General features: G+C 69.7%; 15 protein-coding genes. 5 read left to right on the top strand and 10 right to left on the bottom strand.

The genetic code is table 11. From position 1 onward, the window contains the following. Nucleotides 1-58 precede the first annotated feature (58 nt). Nucleotides 59-1096, top strand: coding sequence for a sugar-binding transcriptional regulator (locus tag SK224_RS15260; RefSeq protein ID WP_320435653.1), 1038 nt, complete (start codon nt 59-61; stop codon nt 1094-1096). Here the strand turns inward: SK224_RS15260 and dhaM are convergent. The 4 genes from dhaM to SK224_RS15280 form a co-directional block, all read right to left on the bottom strand. Beyond that, nucleotides 1039-1773, bottom strand: a complete 735-nt coding sequence (dhaM, locus tag SK224_RS15265) for a dihydroxyacetone kinase phosphoryl donor subunit DhaM (protein ID WP_320435498.1) — start codon at nt 1771-1773, stop codon at nt 1039-1041. The genes SK224_RS15260 and dhaM overlap by 58 nt on opposite strands. Beyond that, nucleotides 1770-2408, bottom strand: coding sequence for a dihydroxyacetone kinase subunit DhaL (dhaL, locus tag SK224_RS15270; protein WP_320435499.1), 639 nt, complete (start codon nt 2406-2408; stop codon nt 1770-1772). Before dhaL ends, dhaM begins: the two co-directional genes overlap by 4 nt. A 7-nt stretch (nt 2409-2415) precedes the next feature. After that, complete coding sequence (gene dhaK / locus SK224_RS15275) at nt 2416-3411, bottom strand: dihydroxyacetone kinase subunit DhaK (protein ID WP_320435500.1); 996 nt, start codon at nt 3409-3411, stop codon at nt 2416-2418. 96 nt (nt 3412-3507) lie between these two features. Beyond that, nucleotides 3508-4233 (bottom strand): lysophospholipid acyltransferase family protein, encoded by a 726-nt coding sequence (locus SK224_RS15280; RefSeq protein WP_238343862.1) that lies wholly within the window; start codon nt 4231-4233, stop codon nt 3508-3510. 187 nt (nt 4234-4420) lie between these two features. Here SK224_RS15280 and SK224_RS15285 point away from each other — a divergent pair, with 187 nt between their 5' ends. Next, nucleotides 4421-5365: an FKBP-type peptidyl-prolyl cis-trans isomerase gene (locus SK224_RS15285; protein WP_320435501.1), complete on the top strand. Its 945-nt coding sequence runs from the start codon at nt 4421-4423 to the stop codon at nt 5363-5365. Between the two features lie 4 nt (nt 5366-5369). Further along, complete coding sequence (dxr, locus tag SK224_RS15290) at nt 5370-6458, top strand: 1-deoxy-D-xylulose-5-phosphate reductoisomerase (protein WP_320435502.1); 1089 nt, start codon at nt 5370-5372, stop codon at nt 6456-6458. On the opposite strand, the gene pflA is transcribed toward dxr, so the two are convergent. The 3 genes from pflA to SK224_RS15305 form a co-directional block, all read right to left on the bottom strand. After that, nucleotides 6452-7354 (bottom strand): pyruvate formate-lyase-activating protein, encoded by a 903-nt coding sequence (gene pflA, locus SK224_RS15295; RefSeq protein ID WP_320435503.1) that lies wholly within the window; start codon nt 7352-7354, stop codon nt 6452-6454. The genes dxr and pflA overlap by 7 nt on opposite strands. Nucleotides 7355-7361: 7 nt before the next feature. Next, a complete protein-coding gene (gene pflB, locus SK224_RS15300; RefSeq protein ID WP_320435504.1) occupies nt 7362-9638 on the bottom strand; it encodes a formate C-acetyltransferase in 2277 nt (758 codons plus the stop codon). 244 nt (nt 9639-9882) lie between these two features. Next, complete coding sequence (locus SK224_RS15305) at nt 9883-11493, bottom strand: UDP-N-acetylmuramoyl-L-alanyl-D-glutamate--2,6-diaminopimelate ligase (RefSeq protein WP_320435505.1); 1611 nt, start codon at nt 11491-11493, stop codon at nt 9883-9885. Between the two features lie 90 nt (nt 11494-11583). Between SK224_RS15305 and SK224_RS15310 the strand changes: the two genes are divergently transcribed. Then, complete coding sequence (locus SK224_RS15310) at nt 11584-12879, top strand: M50 family metallopeptidase (protein ID WP_320435506.1); 1296 nt, start codon at nt 11584-11586, stop codon at nt 12877-12879. Nucleotides 12880-12882: 3 nt separating this feature from the next. Here the strand turns inward: SK224_RS15310 and SK224_RS15315 are convergent, their stop codons facing one another. Continuing rightward, complete coding sequence (locus SK224_RS15315) at nt 12883-14778, bottom strand: anthranilate synthase family protein (RefSeq protein WP_320435507.1); 1896 nt, start codon at nt 14776-14778, stop codon at nt 12883-12885. A gap of 243 nt (nt 14779-15021) precedes the next feature. Between SK224_RS15315 and ispG the strand changes: the two genes are divergently transcribed. Beyond that, nucleotides 15022-16152 (top strand): flavodoxin-dependent (E)-4-hydroxy-3-methylbut-2-enyl-diphosphate synthase, encoded by a 1131-nt coding sequence (gene ispG / locus SK224_RS15320; RefSeq protein WP_234075467.1) that lies wholly within the window; start codon nt 15022-15024, stop codon nt 16150-16152. 135 nt (nt 16153-16287) lie between these two features. Here the strand turns inward: ispG and SK224_RS15325 are convergent, their stop codons facing one another. Both SK224_RS15325 and SK224_RS15330 read right to left on the bottom strand, forming a co-directional pair. Then, nucleotides 16288-17307 (bottom strand): 1-aminocyclopropane-1-carboxylate deaminase, encoded by a 1020-nt coding sequence (locus SK224_RS15325; protein ID WP_320435508.1) that lies wholly within the window; start codon nt 17305-17307, stop codon nt 16288-16290. Beyond that, the gene (locus SK224_RS15330) at nt 17304-17990 is read right to left on the bottom strand and encodes a GntR family transcriptional regulator (protein ID WP_320435509.1); all 687 of its coding nucleotides are present in this window, start codon (nt 17988-17990) and stop codon (nt 17304-17306) included. Before SK224_RS15330 ends, SK224_RS15325 begins: the two co-directional genes overlap by 4 nt. Nucleotides 17991-18125: the final 135 nt, after the last annotated feature.

Raw genomic sequence — 18125 nt, forward strand, 5'->3', positions numbered from 1 at the left:
CTCGTCGCAAGTTCTCTGCACAAACGTGCAGAATGGTGTGACGGGCGAAGGGATGGTCATGGCGGAGGCCGGGTCGATGAAGGTGCGCGACGCGCTGCGCGCAGCACAGCTGTACTACTTGCAGGACCTCACGATGGAGGCGATCGCGCGCGAGATGCACACCTCGCGCTCCTCGGTCTCCCGGCTGATCTCCCACGCGCGCGACACCGGCCTGGTGTCTATCTCGGTGCACTCCCCGCTCGCGGCGCGCAGTCAGATCGAAGAGCGGCTGGCGGAGAGGTTCGGCATCACGGTCCACATCGTGCCCACCACGAGTCACATCGGCGAGGCCGAACGTCTCGACCGCACCGCGTTGTCGGCGGCGCGGATCCTGAGCGAGCACGTCGACTCCTCGATGACCGTCGGCATCGCGTGGGGCTCGACGCTGTCGGCCATCGCCCGTCACCTCCCGACCAAGCGCACCCACGACACCCACGTGGTGCAGATGAACGGAGCGGCCAACGGACACACCTTCGGCGTCCCGTACGCGGGCGAGATCCTCTCGCGGTTCGGTGCCGCCTGGTCGGCCTCCGTGCACCATTTCCCGGTGCCCGCGCTCTTCGACGAGGCGGCGACGAAGGAGGCGATGTGGCGCGAGAGGTCGGTGCGCGCCGTCCTGCAGATGCAGCGTCGCGTCGGCCTGTTCGTGTTCGGACTCGGATCGCCCCGCGCCGCTGTCCCCTCCCATGTGTACTCCGGTGACTACTTCGATCAGCGCGATCTGGCGCTGATCGAGCAGGAAGGCGTCGTCGGGGACTGCGCGACGATGTTCTACCGCATCGACGGGTCTTCCGACATCCCGTCGCTGAATCTGCGCTCCAGCGGCCCCGACCTCGACGACGTCCGCCGCATACCGCGCCGCTTCTGCGTCATGTCGGGTCTTTCGAAGATCGACGCGCTGCAGGGCGCCCTGGCCGCAGGGCTCATCACCGACCTCGTGCTCGAGGAGACCGTCGCCCGCCGGCTTATGAGCCTCTCGCGCGTCAGCCCTCGGGCGGTTCAGACCTCGCCGAAGCCGTCCTCGACGAGGGCGCGCAGTGCGTCGATCGCCGGCTGAGCCTCGCGCCCCCGAGCGCGGACCCGGATGCGGGCTCCGCGTCCGATGCCCAGGGCGATGAGCGCGAGCAGGCTCGCCGCGGAGACCGGCCCCGCCCCCGCGTCGGCGTTCTCGATCTCCACGAGGGCGTCGAACTTCGCCGCCGTCTTCACGAACGTCGACGCCGGCCGCGCGTGCAACCCCGACGGATTGATGACGACCGCCTCGAAGGACGCCTCCTCCTCGGTGGCCGAGGTGGGTTCGGGCGCAGGGGGCGCCGGGGCCGACTCGTCGGACGCTGTCTCCAGGTGACGCGCCTTCTGCGCGTATGCGCCGCCGAGCTCTGCCCGGATGCTCGTCCAGTCGGCCCCCGTCGCCGCGAGCACGACGGCCGCGACGAGTCCCTCGACGAAGGGCGCGGAGCTCAGATGCACGCGGTCCGGCTGCTCCACGAACTCGAGCGCCATCTCGGCGCTCAGCACGGCGGAGCCGAGATCCATCAGTACGACGACGTCTTCGGATGCGTCGAGCCGGTCGATGGATGCGGCGATGGCTGCGGCGTCGGTGCCGAACCCGCCGTCTGCGGAGCCTGCGGCGATCTCGATCGGGGGCGGACCCTCCGCGACCATCTGCGTGGCGAGAGCCACGGCGGCCTCGGCGAGCGGGCGGCTGTGCGAGACGACGACGAAGCCGATCATGCGGCCGCCACCGCATCCCGGAGCGTCGTGAACAGCAGTGCGGTGGAGGTCGCCCCCGGATCCTGATGACCGGCGCTGCGTTCGCCGAGATAGCTCGCGCGGCCCTTGCGCGCCACAAGGGGGATCGTCGCGTCACGGCCGGCGTCGGCCGCATCGGCTGCGGCGGAGGCGGTGGCCGCGAGATCCGATCCCGCGGACACCGCCTCGTCCCATGCATCGACGGCAGGAAGCATCGCATCCAGCATCGTCTTGTCGCCGGGCTCCGCCTTGCCGCGCGTGCGAACGCCCTCGGCGCCGGCGCGCAGCGCCGCGCCGAGAGCGGCGGCATCCAGCTCGGCGGTGGTGCCCGCGGCGCCCCCGAGGCGGAGGAAGAACGTGCCGTACAGCGGCCCGCTCGCCCCGCCGACGGTCGAGACCAGGGTCATCCCGACGGTCTTGAACAGCGCCGCCGCATCCGACGGCGGCGTCGCCCGCACCGCCGCCACGACCGCCTCCATGCCGCGCGCCATGTTGGAGCCGTGGTCGGCGTCGCCGATGACGGAGTCGAGCTCGGTGAGCTCGGCCTGGTGCTGGACGATCTGGTCGCGGAAGCCGGAGATCCACGCAGTGAGCGTCTCGAGGGTGGCTGTGGTCATTGCGTGCTCACGCTCCCCAGCGCAGGCCCGGCGTGACCACCGGCGCATCCCACAGGCGCACCAACTCGTCGTCGGCACGCACGACCGTCAGGGAGGCGCCGGCCATGTCGAGGCTCGTGATGTAGTCGCCGACCAGCACGCGGCGCACGTCGAAGCCCGCGTCCGCCAGGAGGGGCGCGATCTCGCCGTACAGGAGGTACTGCTCGATCAGGGGAGTGGCGCCGAGGCCGGAGAGCAGCACGATGGCATCGCCGCGCGCGTCGCCGAAGTCGTGCACGATCGGGTCGACGAGCATGCGGGCGATCTCGTGAGCGCTGGCGAGCGGCACGCGCGAACGTCCCGGCTCACCGTGGATGCCGACGCCCACCTCCATCTCGTCCTCTGGGAGGTCGAACGTCGGCTTGCCCGCCGCAGGCACTGTGCAACTGGTCAGCGCGACGCCCATGGAGCGTCCGCTCTCGCTGACGCGGGTGGCGAGAGCCGCGAGAGCGTCGAGGTCCATGCCCTCCTCGGCCGCGGCGCCCACGATCTTCTCGAGCACGACCGTCGTGCCCACGCCCCGTCGCCCCGCCGTCCAGGTGGAATCCTGCACCGCGACGTCGTCGGCGACGACGACGGATTCGACGCGCACACCCTCGGCGGCGGCGAGTTCGGCCGCCATCTCGAAGTTGAGGACGTCGCCGGTGTAGTTCTTCACGATGTGCAGAACGCCGGCTCCCGAGTCTGCGCCGACAGTGGCGGCGAGGATCTGGTCGGGAGTGGGGGAGGTGAACACCTCGCCCGCACAGGCCGCATCGAGCATCCCCGTCCCCACGAATCCGCCATGCATGGGTTCGTGGCCGGAGCCGCCGCCCGAGACGAGCGCGACCTTGCCGGGGCGTGTCGCCTCGCCACGGAAGATGACGCGGTTGGCGGTGTCGACGCGCAGTTCGGGATGGGCGAGTCGGATGCCGGTCAGAGCATCGGAGAGTACTTGGGCCGGGTCGTTGATGAACTTCTTCACGGATGCCTCCTCATTGTGGCTTCGCAGACGCTCTGAATCTCCACCCGGTGGGGCCGAGCGTCAAGTGTCGGAAGCCGTGAATGAGAAAGTGTGCCGTCAGAGGCGCTCGTGAGGAAGGACCCGCTTGATGCGTTCGATGGCGCCGTGCGCGGGCACCTCGTTGTACGTCCCGGCCAGCTCCTGCTCCGAGAGGGCGTGGATCGCCGCCATGAGCTCGTCTGTCGCCGCGCGACGCGCGCGCCCGGAGCTGGCGGGACCGTGCGCCGAGAGATCGAGCGGCTCGCCGAAGCGGATCGTGACGCGAGGCTTTGTGCGCGGGAACTTCGCCCCCACGGGCATGGCCTCGTTCGTGCCGATGAGGCCGACGGGCACCACGGGTGCGCCGGTCTGGAGGGCGAGGAAGGCGACGCCGGTGCGTCCCTTGTAGAGCCTGCCGTCGAGTGAGCGCGTGCCCTCGGGATACAGCGCGATGGCTTTGCCGGCCTCCAGCATCCGCTTCTGCTGGTCGAGCGCGTCGAGCGCCGCCTGGCCGGCGCCGCGTTCGACGGGGTTCGCCCCGAGTCCGAGGAAGATCTGCCGCGAGAGCCAGCCCTTGAGCCCCGGGCCGTCGAAGTAGCTCGACTTTGCGAGGAACTGGACCGGGCGAGGAGCTGCCATGGGAATGGCGAAGGAGTCGATGAAGGAGAGGTGGTTCGCGGCGAAGATGACGGGCCCCGTGCGGGGCACGTTCTGGCGTCCCTCGATGCGCGGCCGGTATGCGACGCGTGCCAGAGGGGCCAGCACGCGGCGACCGAGGAAGTACGCGAAGCCGACATCCGTCACCGGCTTGGATTCGGATGCGCGGGGATCGGGGACGTTCTCCGCGTCGCGGCTCTGCGCATCTGTCACCGTAAGAGGCTACTGCGGATTCCATTCCCTCCGGCGCATGAGGCCTCGCCGGGCCCTCTGAGCGAGGGCATGGGCGGATGCGGGATGATGGGTCAGCCCCGCACCGATTCTGGAGGTTCCCGTGCGCCGTCCGCTCTCCATTCTGTCCGCGCTCGCGGTCAGCGCCCTCGCGCTCGCCGGATGCTCCGCCGCATCCTCGCCCGACGCGACCTCCGCCCCTTCCGCGAGCGCCGCAGCAGATCTCTGCGCCGACGTCGCCGCCTCGGGCGCCGCCTCCGACGCGGTCAGCGTGTCGGGCGAGATCGGCCAGCAGCCGACCGCGACCTTCACTGCTCCGTTGGACATCTCCGACGTGGAGCGCACGGTGGTCACCGAGGGCACCGGCACCCCCATCGCCGCGGGCGATTACGTCACCTACGCCCTCTCCGCCTTCGACGCGGCCACCGGGCAGCTGCAGGGCTCCGTGGGCTACGACGGCACACCCGTGCAGCCGCAGCCCGTCGCCGCCGAGAGCGTGCTCGGCAAGGTCCTCGGCTGCGCCACTCCCGGAACCCGCGTGGTCGCGACCCTGCCCGCGAGCAGCAACAGCGCGGCGCAGGTTTTCGTCGTGGATCTCATCTCGTCGACGCCCGAGGCGCAGTGGTGCCAGGTCGAGCCGTTCTCGGGCGAGGCGCCCACCGTGACCTTCGCCGACGACAAGCCCACGATCACCATTCCCGCGTCGGCTCCTGAGGACGGCGTACGTGTCGAGGTGCTCAAGGAGGGCGACGGCGACACCGTCGGCGCCGGCGACACGGTCGAGGTCAACTACGCGGGTGTGAAGTGGTCGGACGGCTCGACGTTCGATTCGAGCTACGACCGCGGCCAGACCGCGAGCTTCTCGACCGATGGTGTCGTGGTCGGCTTCAAGCGAGCGCTGGAGGGACAGAAGGCCGGCTCGCAGGTGCTGGTGTCGATGTCGCCCGCGTGCGGTTACGGCGAGGCCGGATCGTCGCAGCAGCAGCTGGCGGGGGAGACGCTCGTCTTCGTCATCGATATCGTCTCCACGAAGCCCACCGAGGGCTGATCCCATGCGGCGCGTCGTCGTCCTCGGCTCCACCGGGTCGATCGGCACCCAGGCGTTGGAGGTGATCCGGAACAACCCGGATCGCTTCCGCGTCGTCGGTCTGGCCGCGGGCACCGACCGCGCGGGCCTCGAGGCGCAGGCGGCGGAGTTCGGCGTCGCCGACACGGCGCTCGGAGCAGCCGAGGCGGAGGCACTCGTCCGAGGCGTCGACTGTGATGTCGTCCTCAACGGCATCACAGGCTCTGTCGGGCTCGGTCCGACCCTGGCCGCCCTCGAGGAGGGGCGCACGCTGGCACTCGCGAACAAGGAGTCGCTCATCGTCGGCGGTGAGCTGGTGACCGCGCTGGCCGAGCCGGGGCAGATCGTCCCCGTGGACTCCGAGCACTCTGCGATCGCGCAGGCCCTGCGCTCGGGCAGGCCTTCCGAGGTGCGCCGGCTCGTGCTCACCGCATCCGGCGGACCGTTCCGAGGACGCACGCGCGCGCAACTCGCCGCGGCCACGCCGGCCGAGGCTCTCGCCCACCCGACGTGGGACATGGGCCGAGTGGTGACCACCAACTCGGCGAGCCTCGTGAACAAGGGGCTCGAGGTCATCGAGGCGCATCTGCTGTTCGGTGTCGCCTACGCGCAGATCGACGTGGTGGTGCATCCGCAGTCGATCGTCCACTCCATGGTCGAGTTCGTGGACGGATCGACGATCGCTCAGGCGTCGCCGCCGGACATGCGCCTGCCGATCTCGCTCGGTCTCGACTGGCCGCACCGGGTGAGCGGTGTCGGAGCACCCCTCGACTTCACCCGCGCGTCGACCTGGTCGTTCGAGCCGCTCGACGAGGACGCGTTCCCGGCGGTCGCGCTCGCCAAGAGCGTGGGCGAGGCGGGGCGCACGTATCCCGCGGTGTTCAATGCGGCCAACGAGCAGGCGGTCGATGCATTCCACGAGCGACGGATCGGTTTCCTCGACATCGTCGACATCGTTCGCCGCGTCGTCGACGCGCACGAGGCCCCCGCGACACTGAGTCGCGAGGGCCTGGCCGATGCCGAGAGCTGGGCGCGCCGTGCGGCGGATGCGGCTGTGGCCGCGTCCGGTCAGTAGACCGTCAGCCCTTCTGCCGCGAACTGTCCGCGTACCCGTTCGATGAGCTCCTTCTCGGGTGCGGGCGTGTCCTCCAGGGGATAAGTGCGTCCCAGTTCGTGCCACTTGTCGCGACCCATCTGGTGGAAGGGTAGGACCTCCACACGGGTGACGGTGCCGGGGTGGATCTCGTTCAGGGATGCGGCGTAGCGGGCGACCGCGGCGACGTTCTCGACGTCGTCGGTCAGGCCGGGGACGAGGACGAACCGGACCCACACCTCGACGTCGCCGCGGCGCGCCAGGCGCTCGCCGAACTCGAGGGTCGGCTCGAGCTCCCGGCCCGTGACACGGCGATACGTGTCGGGATCGCCGGACTTCACGTCCAGCAGGACCAGGTCGGTGTCGGCGAGAAGCTCGTCGCTGGCGTGCGCTCCCAGATAGCCGGACGTGTCGAGGGCCGTGTGAATGCCCATCGCCTTGGCGCCGCGGACCAGCCGGGCCGCGAAGGCGGGCTGCATGAGTACCTCGCCTCCGGAGATCGTGAGACCCCCACCGGTGGCGCGGAAGACGCCGAGATACCGGCGGAGGCGCTCCAGGACCGCATCCGCCGTCACCGGAACCCCGTCCTTCATGGCGAACGTGTCCGGGTTCTGGCAGTACAGGCACCGCAGAGGGCAGCCGTTGAGGAAGAGGGTCAGGCGCGTTCCGGGGCCGTCGACCGCCGTGACCAGCTCCCACGAGTGCACGGAGCCGAGCTCGCCGGTGCGCATCGCGGCGAGGCGTCCGGCGCGCTCGATATCGGCGACGTCGAGGCCGTGGAGGCCGGCGCCACCGCGGCGGGTGGCGCCGGCCTCCAGAGCCGGAGCATCGAGCTGCACCGCATCCCGGGGGAGCGGCGTGCCCAGCAGCACGGTCATGAGAGTCTCACATCCCCCCGTGGAACGTGCGGGACAGCACGTCGAGCTGCTGCTCACGCGTCAGCCGCACGAAGTTCACGGCGTAGCCGGACACGCGGATCGTCAGCTGCGGGTAGGCATCGGGGTTCTCCATGGCGTCCAGAAGCGTCTCGCGGTTCAGCACATTGACGTTCATGTGGTACCCGTTGGAGCTGAAGTACGCGTCCAGCAGGCCCGCCAGGTTGCGCGAACGCTCGTCCGCCGTGCGACCGAGGCCGGCCGGCACGATCGTGTTGGTCAGCGAGATTCCGTCCTGGGCCTCGGTGTACGGCACCTTCGCGACCGAGAGGGCCGAGGCCAGCATCCCGTGGGTGTCGCGTCCGTTCATCGGGTTGGCGCCCGGTGCGAACGGCTCGCCGGCACGGCGTCCGTCGGGGGTGTTGCCCGTGGCCTTGCCGTAGACCACGTTCGAGGTGATCGTCAGCACGGACTGCGTCGGCAGCGCGTTGCGGTACATCGGGTGGCGGCGAAGCTTCGCCATGAACCGTTCGACGAGCTCGACGGCGATCGCGTCGGCCCGGTCGTCGTCGTTGCCGTAGGCGGGGAAGACCCCTTCGGTGCGGTAGTCGACGACGATGCCGCGCTCGTCGCGGATCGGAGTGACGGTGGCGTACTTGATGGCGGAGAGGGAGTCCGCGGCGACCGAGAGCCCGGCGATGCCGAAGGCCATCGTGCGCAGCACGTCCTTGTCGTGAAGCGCCATCTCGAGACGTTCGTACGCGTACTTGTCGTGCGACCAGTGGATGCAGTTCAGTGCTTCCACGTAGGTTGCGGCGAGCCAGTCCATCATCCGGTCGAAGCGAGCGTCCACGTCGGCGTAGTCGAGGGGGCCGTCGCCGACGGGCGTCTCCTCGGGCGCGATCTGCTCTCCCGTGACCTCGTCGCGTCCGCCGTTGATGGCGTACAGGAGGGTCTTGGCGAGGTTCACGCGGGCGCCGAAGAACTGCATCTGCTTGCCGACCCGCATCGGGGACACGCAGCAGGCGATCGCTGCGTCGTCACCCCACTGGGCGCGGATGAGGTCATCCGACTCGTACTGGACGGCCGAGGTGTCGATCGAGACCTGCGCGCAGAAGTTCTTGAAGCCCTCAGGCAGCTGCTCGCTCCAGAACACGGTCATGTTCGGCTCGGGTGCGGGCCCCAGGTTGTAGAGCGTCTGCAGGTAGCGGAACGAGGTGCGCGTGACCAGCGGACGACCGTCCTCGCCGACGCCGCCGATCGTCTCGGTCACCCACGTCGGGTCGCCGGAGAACAGCTGGTCGTACTCCGGGGTGCGAAGGAACCGCACGATCCGCAGCTTGATGACGAAGTCGTCGATGATCTCCTGCGCTTCGCTCTCGGTGAGCACTCCGCGTTCGAGGTCGCGCTGGACGAACACGTCGAGGAACGTCGAGGTGCGACCGAGCGACATCGCGGCACCGTTCTGCTCCTTCACCGAACCGAGGTAGGCGAAGTAGAGCCACTGGACGGCCTCGCGGGCGTTCGTGGCGGGTCCGGAGATGTCGTAGCCGTAGGAGGCGGCCATCTGCTTCAGCTCGCCCAGCGCACGGATCTGCTCGGCGTGCTCTTCGCGAGCGCGCACGATGTCCTCCGTGAACGGCGTCGTGTCGAGGCCCAGCTTGTCGATCTTCTTCGCGGCGATGAGCGCGTCGACGCCGTAGAGCGCCACGCGGCGGTAGTCGCCGATGATGCGGCCGCGACCGTAGGCGTCGGGCAGGCCCGTGATGATGTGCGACCGGCGGGCGGCGCGCACCGAGGGGGAGTACACGTCGAAGACGCCCTCGTTGTGGGTCTTGCGGTACTGCGTGTAGATCGCCTTGAGGGTCTCGTCGACCTCGTAGCCGTAGGTCTTGAGGGCGCCCTCGACCATCCGCCATCCGCCGTTCGGCATGATGGCGCGCTTGAGAGGCGCATCGGTCTGCAGGCCGACGATCAGCTCGTCGTCCTTTGCGATGTAGCCCGGCTGGTGGGCGGTGATGGCGGCGGGCGTGTAGGGGTCGATGTCGTAGACGCCGCGTTCGCGCTCCTCGGGGAACATGGCGGCCAGTGTGTTCCACACTCGCGTCGTGCGCTCGGTGGGACCGGCGAGGAACGAGCCGTCGCCGGTGTACGGGGTGTAGTTGCGCTGGATGAAGTCGCGCACGTCCACGCCGTCCTGCCACGGGCCGGCCGTGAAGCCGTCCCAGGCCTGGGGCTGGGCGTCCTGTGCGTCGCGGGATACTCCTGCGGGGGTGACGATGCTCATGATGTCGCTTCCTTGTCCTCGTGGGGCCGGTCGCGTCGGGGTGGTGCTCGTCGTCGGGCGCCCGCCCGGCGGGCCTGTTGTCACGCTAGACCCGGGTCGCGGCGGTGTTCTGAGCGTGCACGCCGTGAATAATCAGAGAGGTCAGACCACTGACTTCCTTGTGTGGGAACAACAAGGTTCTCGGCGCACCAGGGACCAAGGTCCTGCGCACGGCGCGGGTCGCCGCAGAGGGGACGAAGACGGGTCAGTCCTCGTAGGGAACGGGCCAGCGCGGCTCGGGCACGGGCCACCCTGCGTCCCGCAGCGCGCGACGAGCGAGCTCGCGGGCCGAGTAGGGTGTGCGCTGCCCGCGGATGTCGCGGTAATCCTGGTGACCGGGTCCGGCCCAGAGGATCGCGTCGCCCTCGCCGACCAGAGCGACGGCTTCGACGATCGCGCGCTCGGGCGGCGAGAACTCGTGGATCTGGGCATCCGGACGCGCGCGGCGAGCCCCCTCGATGAGGGTCGCCCGGATCGAGGTCGGTTCCTCGAAGCGCGGATGGTGGTCGGTGATGACGAGGATGTCGCTACCCTCGACGCCGGTGCGTCCCATGTCGTGGCGCTTTGTCGCATCGCGGTCGCCGTCGGCGCCGAACAGCATCAGCACGCGGCCGGGGGTGACGCGACGCACCGCCGCGAGGGTCTTCTCGAAGGCATCGGGCGAATGTCCGAAGTCGACGTACACCGCAGGCCCCGCATCGCCCGATACTCGCTCGGTGCGACCCGGCAGGTAGGCGTCGATGCGTGAGCCGTCCAACGCGTCCACAAGACGCTGCCACGGATAGCCGCCCTCGTACATCATGACGATCGCGAGCGCCGCGTTGGCCGCCATGTGGCGACCGATGACGGGAACCACCGTCTCGAGGTGCTCGCCGGCAGGACCGTGCAGCGCGAACCGCGTGCCTTCCTGGCGCTCGTCGATGATCTCGACGCGCCACTGGGCGGTCGCGGCGAGCTCGGCATCCGCCGCGATGTCGGGTGTCGCGATGGTCGTGAAGGGGATCTCGCACCGTGCCACGACCTCGGCCGCCGCGGCCGAGTCGAGCGAGATGACGGCGCGGCGGGCGCGGTCGGGGCGGAACAACGGGAGCTTCGCCTCGAGGTACTCCTGCATGTCGGCGTAGTCGTCGAGGTGGTCGTGCGTGAGGTTCGTGAAAGCGGCGATGTCGAAGACGATCCCGTCGACACGATGGCGGCTGAGCGCCTGCGCGCTCACCTCTACGGCGACCGCCTCGACGCCCCGCTCGCGCATGAGCGCGAGAAGGGCATGGAACTCGGATGCCTCGGGAGTGGTCAGGCGGGAGACGATCACCTGCCCCGCGATGTGACGCTCGGCGGTGGACGAGAGCCCGGTGACGACGCCGAGCTGCGACAGCATGCCTTCCAGGAGGTGGGAGACGCTCGTCTTGCCGTTGGTCCCCGTGGTGGCGAACAGCAGCGGAAGGTCGTCGTCGACGCCCGTGCCGTAGACCCACGCGGACAGCTCGCCCATCCGTGCTCGCGGATTCTCGAGGACGAGCACCGGGACAGCGGGCGTGCCGATGAGGTCGGCGCCCGCCGCATCCGTGATGATCGCGACCGCGCCGCGTTCGATCGCCTGGGCCGCGAACTCGGCGCCGTGACGGTTCACGCCCCGGAGGGCGACGAAGGCCTCACCCGGGCGGAGATCGGCGGTCGCGAGCGTGATCCCGTGCAGCGAGACGCCCTGCGCGTCGCCGCGGACCTCTGCTCCGAAGCGGCTCGCGAGGTCGCCCAGCGCCCGCGTCGGAGGGTTCTCGGGGCGCAGGACCGGGGGCAGATTCGCGGGCGATGACATGGCCCTCCATTCAATCAGACGTGGTCCGTGCTCGTCGTTCGCCGCGGCCGTGCACGGCTCGTTCAAAGACGTCGCCGCTACGGTGGTGCGGTGACGATCCTCGCCTTCGTGATCGGTGTCGTGGTGCTCATCGTCGGCCTCGCCGTCTCGATCGCCCTCCACGAAATCGGTCATCTCGTGCCCGCCAAAGCGTTCGGTGTGCGCGTCGGCCAGTACATGATCGGGTTCGGCCCGACGCTGTTCTCGCGGCGCCGCGGCGAAACGGAGTACGGCGTCAAGCTGCTGCCGCTGGGCGGCTACATCTCGATGGCGGGCATGTACCCGCCCGCGCCTGCGATGGATGAGGATGCGGGAACGCATGGCCGCGCGGCTCGTCGGCGGGTCTCGTCCCGCTTCTTCCGCACGCTCGTGCAGGACGCGCGCGAGGCCAACGCGGAGACGTTGATCGGCGCCGAGGAGCGCACCTTCTATCGCCTCCCCGTCTACAAGCGAGTCATCATCATGCTGGGCGGACCCCTCATGAACCTGATCCTGGCGATCGTGCTCTTCACGATCCTCTTCAGTGGGTTCGGCGTGCAGACGGCGACGACGACCGTCTCCTCGCTCAGCGAGTGCGTGCCGGTCTCGTCCACGTCTCAGGACTGCGCGTCCGCCTCCGCGCCGGCCGAGCAGGCCGGTCTCGAGCCGGGGGACACCATCGTGTCGATCGACGGCCAGACGGTGGCCGACTTCACCGAGGCGACCGCGCTCATCCAGGCGTCGCCGGGGCGGGCGATGAACTTCGTCATCGACCGGGACGGCACGCAGCGCACTGTGACGATCACTCCGGCAGCCGTCCCCACGGCGGACGACGCGAGCACGGAGATCGGCTTCATCGGGGTGCGACCCACCGGCGCGTTGGTCGCTCAGCCGCTGTGGGCGGGCCCCCAGGCGGCGATCGAGAACGTGGGTGCCGTCGCCGGCATCATCGTCAAGCTGCCGGTGATGGTGGCCGAGACGGCATCGACGCTCGTCACGGGCGCCGAACGCGATCCGAACGGTCCGCTGAGCGTGGTGGGCGCGGGCGTGATCGCCGGGGAGATGGCGTCGTCATCCTCTCCGATCGTCAATCGCGTCGCGGGAATCATCGGCCTGCTGGGATCGCTCAACATCGCGCTGTTCGTCTTCAACCTCGTGCCTCTGCTGCCGCTCGACGGCGGTCACGTCGTCGTCGCGCTCTGGGACGGCATCAAGAGGTGGTGGGCGCGCATCGCGCATCGCCCCGCACCCCGCCCCGTCGATGCCACGAAGCTCGTTCCGCTGACGTTCGTCGTCGTGGCGGCGCTCGCGGTCATGGGCGGCGTGCTGATCCTGGCGGACCTGATCAACCCGCTGTCGCTGATCTGAGCCTCAGGCGACCGGTGCTCCCAGGGCGGCGGAGATGAGGCGCTCGAGGGTCCGCATTCCGTCGCGGGACAGGATGGATTCGAGGTGCCCCTGCACCGAGGCGAACCCGTCTCCGCGGAGCGCATAGACGTCGCCGGACACCGGATCGGCCGACACCTCGACACCGTCGATGACCGAGGTGCCCGGCGCGACGCGTGCGGTGAAGGTGTTGTAGAAGCCGATGGATGCGGGTTCCCCGAACACGTCCACCTCGAGCTGCAGCCCCTGGTGCGGGCGCGCCAGCGGTGCGAGCACGATGCCGAGGCGGTCTGCGAGGATCTGGTGGCTCAGGCACACGGCGAGAAGCGGGCGGTGGGCGTCCAGTCGGGCGCCGACGATCTCACGCATCCGACGGATGCGGTGGCTGTCGTCGTCGCGCGGATCGCCGGGGCCGGGGCCCGCGATCACGAGGTCGGCCGCATCGAGCGCGGCGGCGTCGGCGGCACTCCAGTCGACGATCGACGTCTCGAGACCGAGGTGGCGCAACTGGTGCGCGAGCATCGTCGTGAAACGGTCTTCCGCGTCCACGACGACCGCCGTTCGACCCGCGAACGTGCCGTCGGCGGAGCCACCCTGCGGGTTCAACCAGAACGCCGCGAGGCGGGCGTTGCGCGAGGCGAGGAGAGCGGCGATGTCCGGATCGTCCGCGAGCGGGCGGGCAGCGGCGGGTGCGTCGGGGTCCGCGACGCGCGTGCGGGGGACGGCGCCGATGGCGCCCAGCACCCCAGCGGCCTTGCCGTGCGTCTCGCCGACTTCGCCGTCCGGGTCCGAGTGGCGCACGAGCGTGGCGCCGACCGGCACCCGCAGGCGACCGTCGACGAGATAGGCGGTGCGGATGAGGATGGGGGCGTCGAGGTCGTGGCCGGTGCCCTCCGCATCCGTCGTGGGGGTGAAGAGTGCCGCGACGCCCGAGTAGTAGCCGCGTGGTTCGGTCTCGTGTCGCGCGATCACGGTGCAGGCGTTCTGTATGGGCGAGCCGGTGACCGTCGGGGCGAACATCGTCTCGCGCAGAATCGTACGAGGGTCGAGTCGCGACGAGCCACGCAGCATGTACTCCGTGTGCGTGAGCCGCGACATCTCCTTGAGGTGCGGGCCTGTGATGCGTCCGCCGTCGGAGCACACGGCGCTCATCATCTTGAGTTCCTCGTCGACGACCATGAAGAGTTCTTCGGTCTCCTTGGTGGACTCCAGGAACTCGGCCAGCGTCTCGACCGTCGCGCCGGTCTCGGGGTGGCGGAAGGTGCCGGAGATGGGGTTCATCGTGACGATGCCGCCCTGTGCGCTCACGTGCGCCTCGGGGCTCGCGCCGACCGCGACGTGTCCGTCGGTGACCACCGCGAAGGTCCAGTACGCACCACGCTCGTGCTCGAGCAGCGCGCGGAACCAGGTGAGCGCGGTGATGCGCGGATCGGCCGCCACGGACGCGGTGAAGTCCCGCCGGATGACGAAGTTGGCGCCCTCGCCGCGACCGATCTCGTCGGCGATCACGGTGCGGACGATGTCCGCGTACGTCTCGTCCGACATGTCGAAGCCCGCATCCTCCAGGGGAATCGGGGCCGTGGGGAGGGCCGCGAGCACCTCGTCGCGAGGGAGCGAGCGGTGGTCGGTGACGACGAGACAGCGCAACGGCGCGCCGTCGTCGTGGCAGACGAAACCGCGCTCGCGTACCTGCCGGTACGGCACCAGCGCCAGCACCTCGCGGGGCGTGCCGTCTGCGTCGTGCAGCGGGATGTCGGCGAGCAGCTCGACGTCCACGACGTCGCCGGTGAGTACCTCGACGGTGTGCGTGTCGCGCGCGATGAGCGCGAAGGGCACAGCGGATGCGGCCAGGTCGCTGAGCAGGGAGGCGGCGTTGTCCATCTTGGTCGTTCCTTCGTCCAGAAAGCGGCCGCCTCATGAAGAAGGACCGCCCGGGGGCGGTCCGTGTCGCACACGCACACCGCCTACGCGGTGTGCCACCAGGTGCGGTTCGTGTGCATGGCGAGAAAGTACCACATCCGCCCATGGCCGCTCGCTGCGGTACGGGTGATGCAGGTGGCAAGCCTCGGTCCGCACACAGCAGCGGGCGCGTAGGCTGATCGCGTGCCAGCCGTGAACCTCGGGATGCCGCGCGTCCCGGAAATCCTCGCCCCGCGCCGCAAGAGCCGTCAGATCCGGGTCGGCAAGGTGCTCGTCGGTGGAGACGCCCCCATCAGCGTGCAGTCGATGACGACGACCAAGACGACAGACATCAACGCGACGCTGCAGCAGATCGCGGAGCTGACCGCCTCCGGGTGCGAGATCGTGCGTGTGGCGGTTCCGAGTCAGGACGACGCGGACGTGCTGCACATCATCGCCAAGAAGAGCCAGATCCCCGTCATCGCCGACATCCACTTCCAGCCGAAGTACGTGTTCCAGGCGATCGATGCCGGATGCGCCGCGGTCCGGGTCAATCCGGGCAACATCCGCCAGTTCGACGACAAGGTGGGCGAGATCGCCAAGGCGGCGTCGGCGGCGGGCGTCTCGCTTCGGATCGGCGTGAACGCGGGTTCGCTCGACAAGCGTCTGCTGGAGAAGTACGGCAAGGCCACCCCTGAAGCGCTCATGGAGAGCGCGGTCTGGGAGGCATCACTGTTCGAGGAGCACGACTTCCACGACTTCAAGATCTCGGTCAAGCACAACGACCCGGTCGTGATGGTCAAGGCGTACCGTCTGCTCGCCGAGCGGGGCGACTGGCCACTGCACCTGGGTGTCACCGAGGCGGGTCCTGCCTTCCAGGGCACCATCAAGTCGGCGACCGCATTCGGCATCCTCCTCTCAGAGGGCATCGGCGACACCATCCGGGTTTCGCTCTCCGCGCCGCCGGCCGAGGAGGTCAAGGTCGGCCACCAGATCCTGCAGTCGCTGAACCTGCGCGAGCGCAAGCTCGAGATCGTCTCGTGCCCCTCGTGCGGCCGCGCGCAGGTCGACGTCTACACCCTTGCCGACGACGTCACCGAAGGGCTGAAGGACATGACCGTGCCGCTGCGCGTGGCCGTCATGGGTTGTGTCGTCAACGGACCCGGTGAGGCGCGCGACGCCGACCTCGGTGTGGCCAGCGGCAACGGCAAGGGGCAGATCTTCGTGAAGGGCGAGGTCGTGAAGACCGTGCCCGAGAGCGAGATCGTCGCGACCCTGATCGCCGAGGCGAATCGCATCGCCGCCGAGATGGGCCCCGACGCCCCCCTCGGCACCGCGCAGGTCGTCACCGCCTGACCCGCCCGCATCCGCTCGCGGGGTCGTCCCGCCCGCTGTTGCCCGAGTTGCGTCGCATGTGCGCAGGCCACGCCACGCGCAAGAACGCCCCGCATCCATCCGAGCGACAGATGCGGGGCGTTCTCGCTGTCGTGGTCAGCTCCAGAGGGAGTGGTAGGCGTTGATGGCGGGCTGACCGCCGAGGTGCGCGTAGAGCACGGTGGAATCCTTGGGGATGTCGCCGGAGCCGACGAGGTCGATGAGCCCGGCGAGCGACTTGCCCTCGTAGACGGGGTCGGTGATCATCGCCTCGAGCTGAGCGCCGAGGGCGATCGCCTCCATGGTCGAATCGACCGGGATGCCGTAGAGCTCACCCGCCCAGCCTTCGAGTACCTGGACCTCATCGTCGCGCAGGTCGCGCCCGAGTTCGATGAGCTCGGCCGTCGCACGCGCGATGCGGCCGACCTGGTCACGCGTCTTGGCGAGTGTCGCGGATGCGTCGATGCCGAGCACCCGGCGCTTCACCCCGGTGAGGTCCTCCAGCGCGGCGAAACCCGCGATTATGCCGGCGTGCGTGGAGCCGGTCACCGTGCACACGACGATCGTGTCGAAGAACACGCCGAGTTGCTTCTCCTGCTCAGCCACCTCGAACGCCCAGTTGGCGAAGCCGAGGCCGCCCAGCGGGTGCTCCGACGCGCCGGCGGGGATCGGATACGGCGTGCCGCCGGCATCCTCCACCTCTGCCAGAGCCTGCCGCCACGAGTCGCGGATGCCGATGTCGAAGCCCGCGTCGTCGAGCCGCGAGTCGGCGCCCATCATGCGGGAGAGCAGGATGTTGCCGACCTTGTCGTTGGTGGGGTCGTCCCAGGGCACCCACTTCTCCTGCACCAGGCGGGCCTTCAGTCCCAGGTGGGCGGCGACGGCGGCGACCGCGCGGGTGTGGTTCGACTGGTAGCCGCCGATAGAGACGAGGGTGTCCGCTCCCGAAGCGAGCACGTCGGGAACGATGTACTCGAGCTTGCGGACCTTGTTGCCGCCGAAGGCGAGTCCGCTGGAGACGTCTTCGCGTTTCGCCCACACCTGGGCGCCGCCGAGGTGCTGGCTCATGCGCTTCAGGTGCTGCAACGGGCTGGGCCCGAAGGTGAGCGGGTGGCGGGGGAACTGGTCGAGCTTCATGCGGAATGCTCCTCGGGTGTCGGGGTGTCAGGGGTCTGCGGCTGTTCGATGGCGAGGCTCTGCCAGGTCTGTTCGGCGAGGGCAGCGGCGCCGGCGACATCTCCTGCCGCGCACAGTTCGATCAGTCGCGCGTGGCGTGCGGCCGAGACGTGCCCCTCGGTCGAGCCGAAGCGCAGGCGCTCGGCGCGCTGAAGGACAGGCTCGTACTGCGCCAGAACGGTGCGAACCGCGGCGTTTCCGGATGCGGCGAGCGCGATGTCGTGGAACGCGTGGTCGGCGGCGAGGGCGGTCTCGACGTCGCCGGCCGCGTGCGCGGCGGTGAAGGCGGCGTTCGCCTCCCGCATCCGCTCGAGGTCATCTGTGGTCAGGCGGGGGATCGCCGTCTCGACCGCCAGTCGGTGCATGGCCGCGACGACCGCCTGCGCGTCGCGGACGCTCTGCGGGTCGATCGGCGCGACGACGGTGGAGCGACCCGGGAGCGCTCTTACGAGCCCGGATCGACCGAGCTCGAGCAGTGCTTCTCGGACCGGCGTCCGGCTCACTCCGAGCCACGCGGCGATCTCGGTGTCGCGCAGTTGCTCGTCGGGCGCGAGGGTGCCGTCAACGATCGCGTCGCGCAGCCGCACGTAGACCTCGTCGCGCAACAAGGGTCGCGGGGGAAGCGTCTGCGTGGGGATCGGCATGCAATATATTGCGCACTATGACAGGGTGCCGGTCAAATCGGCGCGCCGTCCCGCGACATCTGCACGGCCCTCGGTGCGGACGTGAACGTGAGGGGGCGGGGAGGCGCGCGAGAGACGCTTCGCCGTGCGTACGCC

The organism is Microbacterium sp. BG28 (genome assembly GCF_034044005.1).
In the GTDB taxonomy this organism is placed as follows: domain Bacteria; phylum Actinomycetota; class Actinomycetes; order Actinomycetales; family Microbacteriaceae; genus Microbacterium.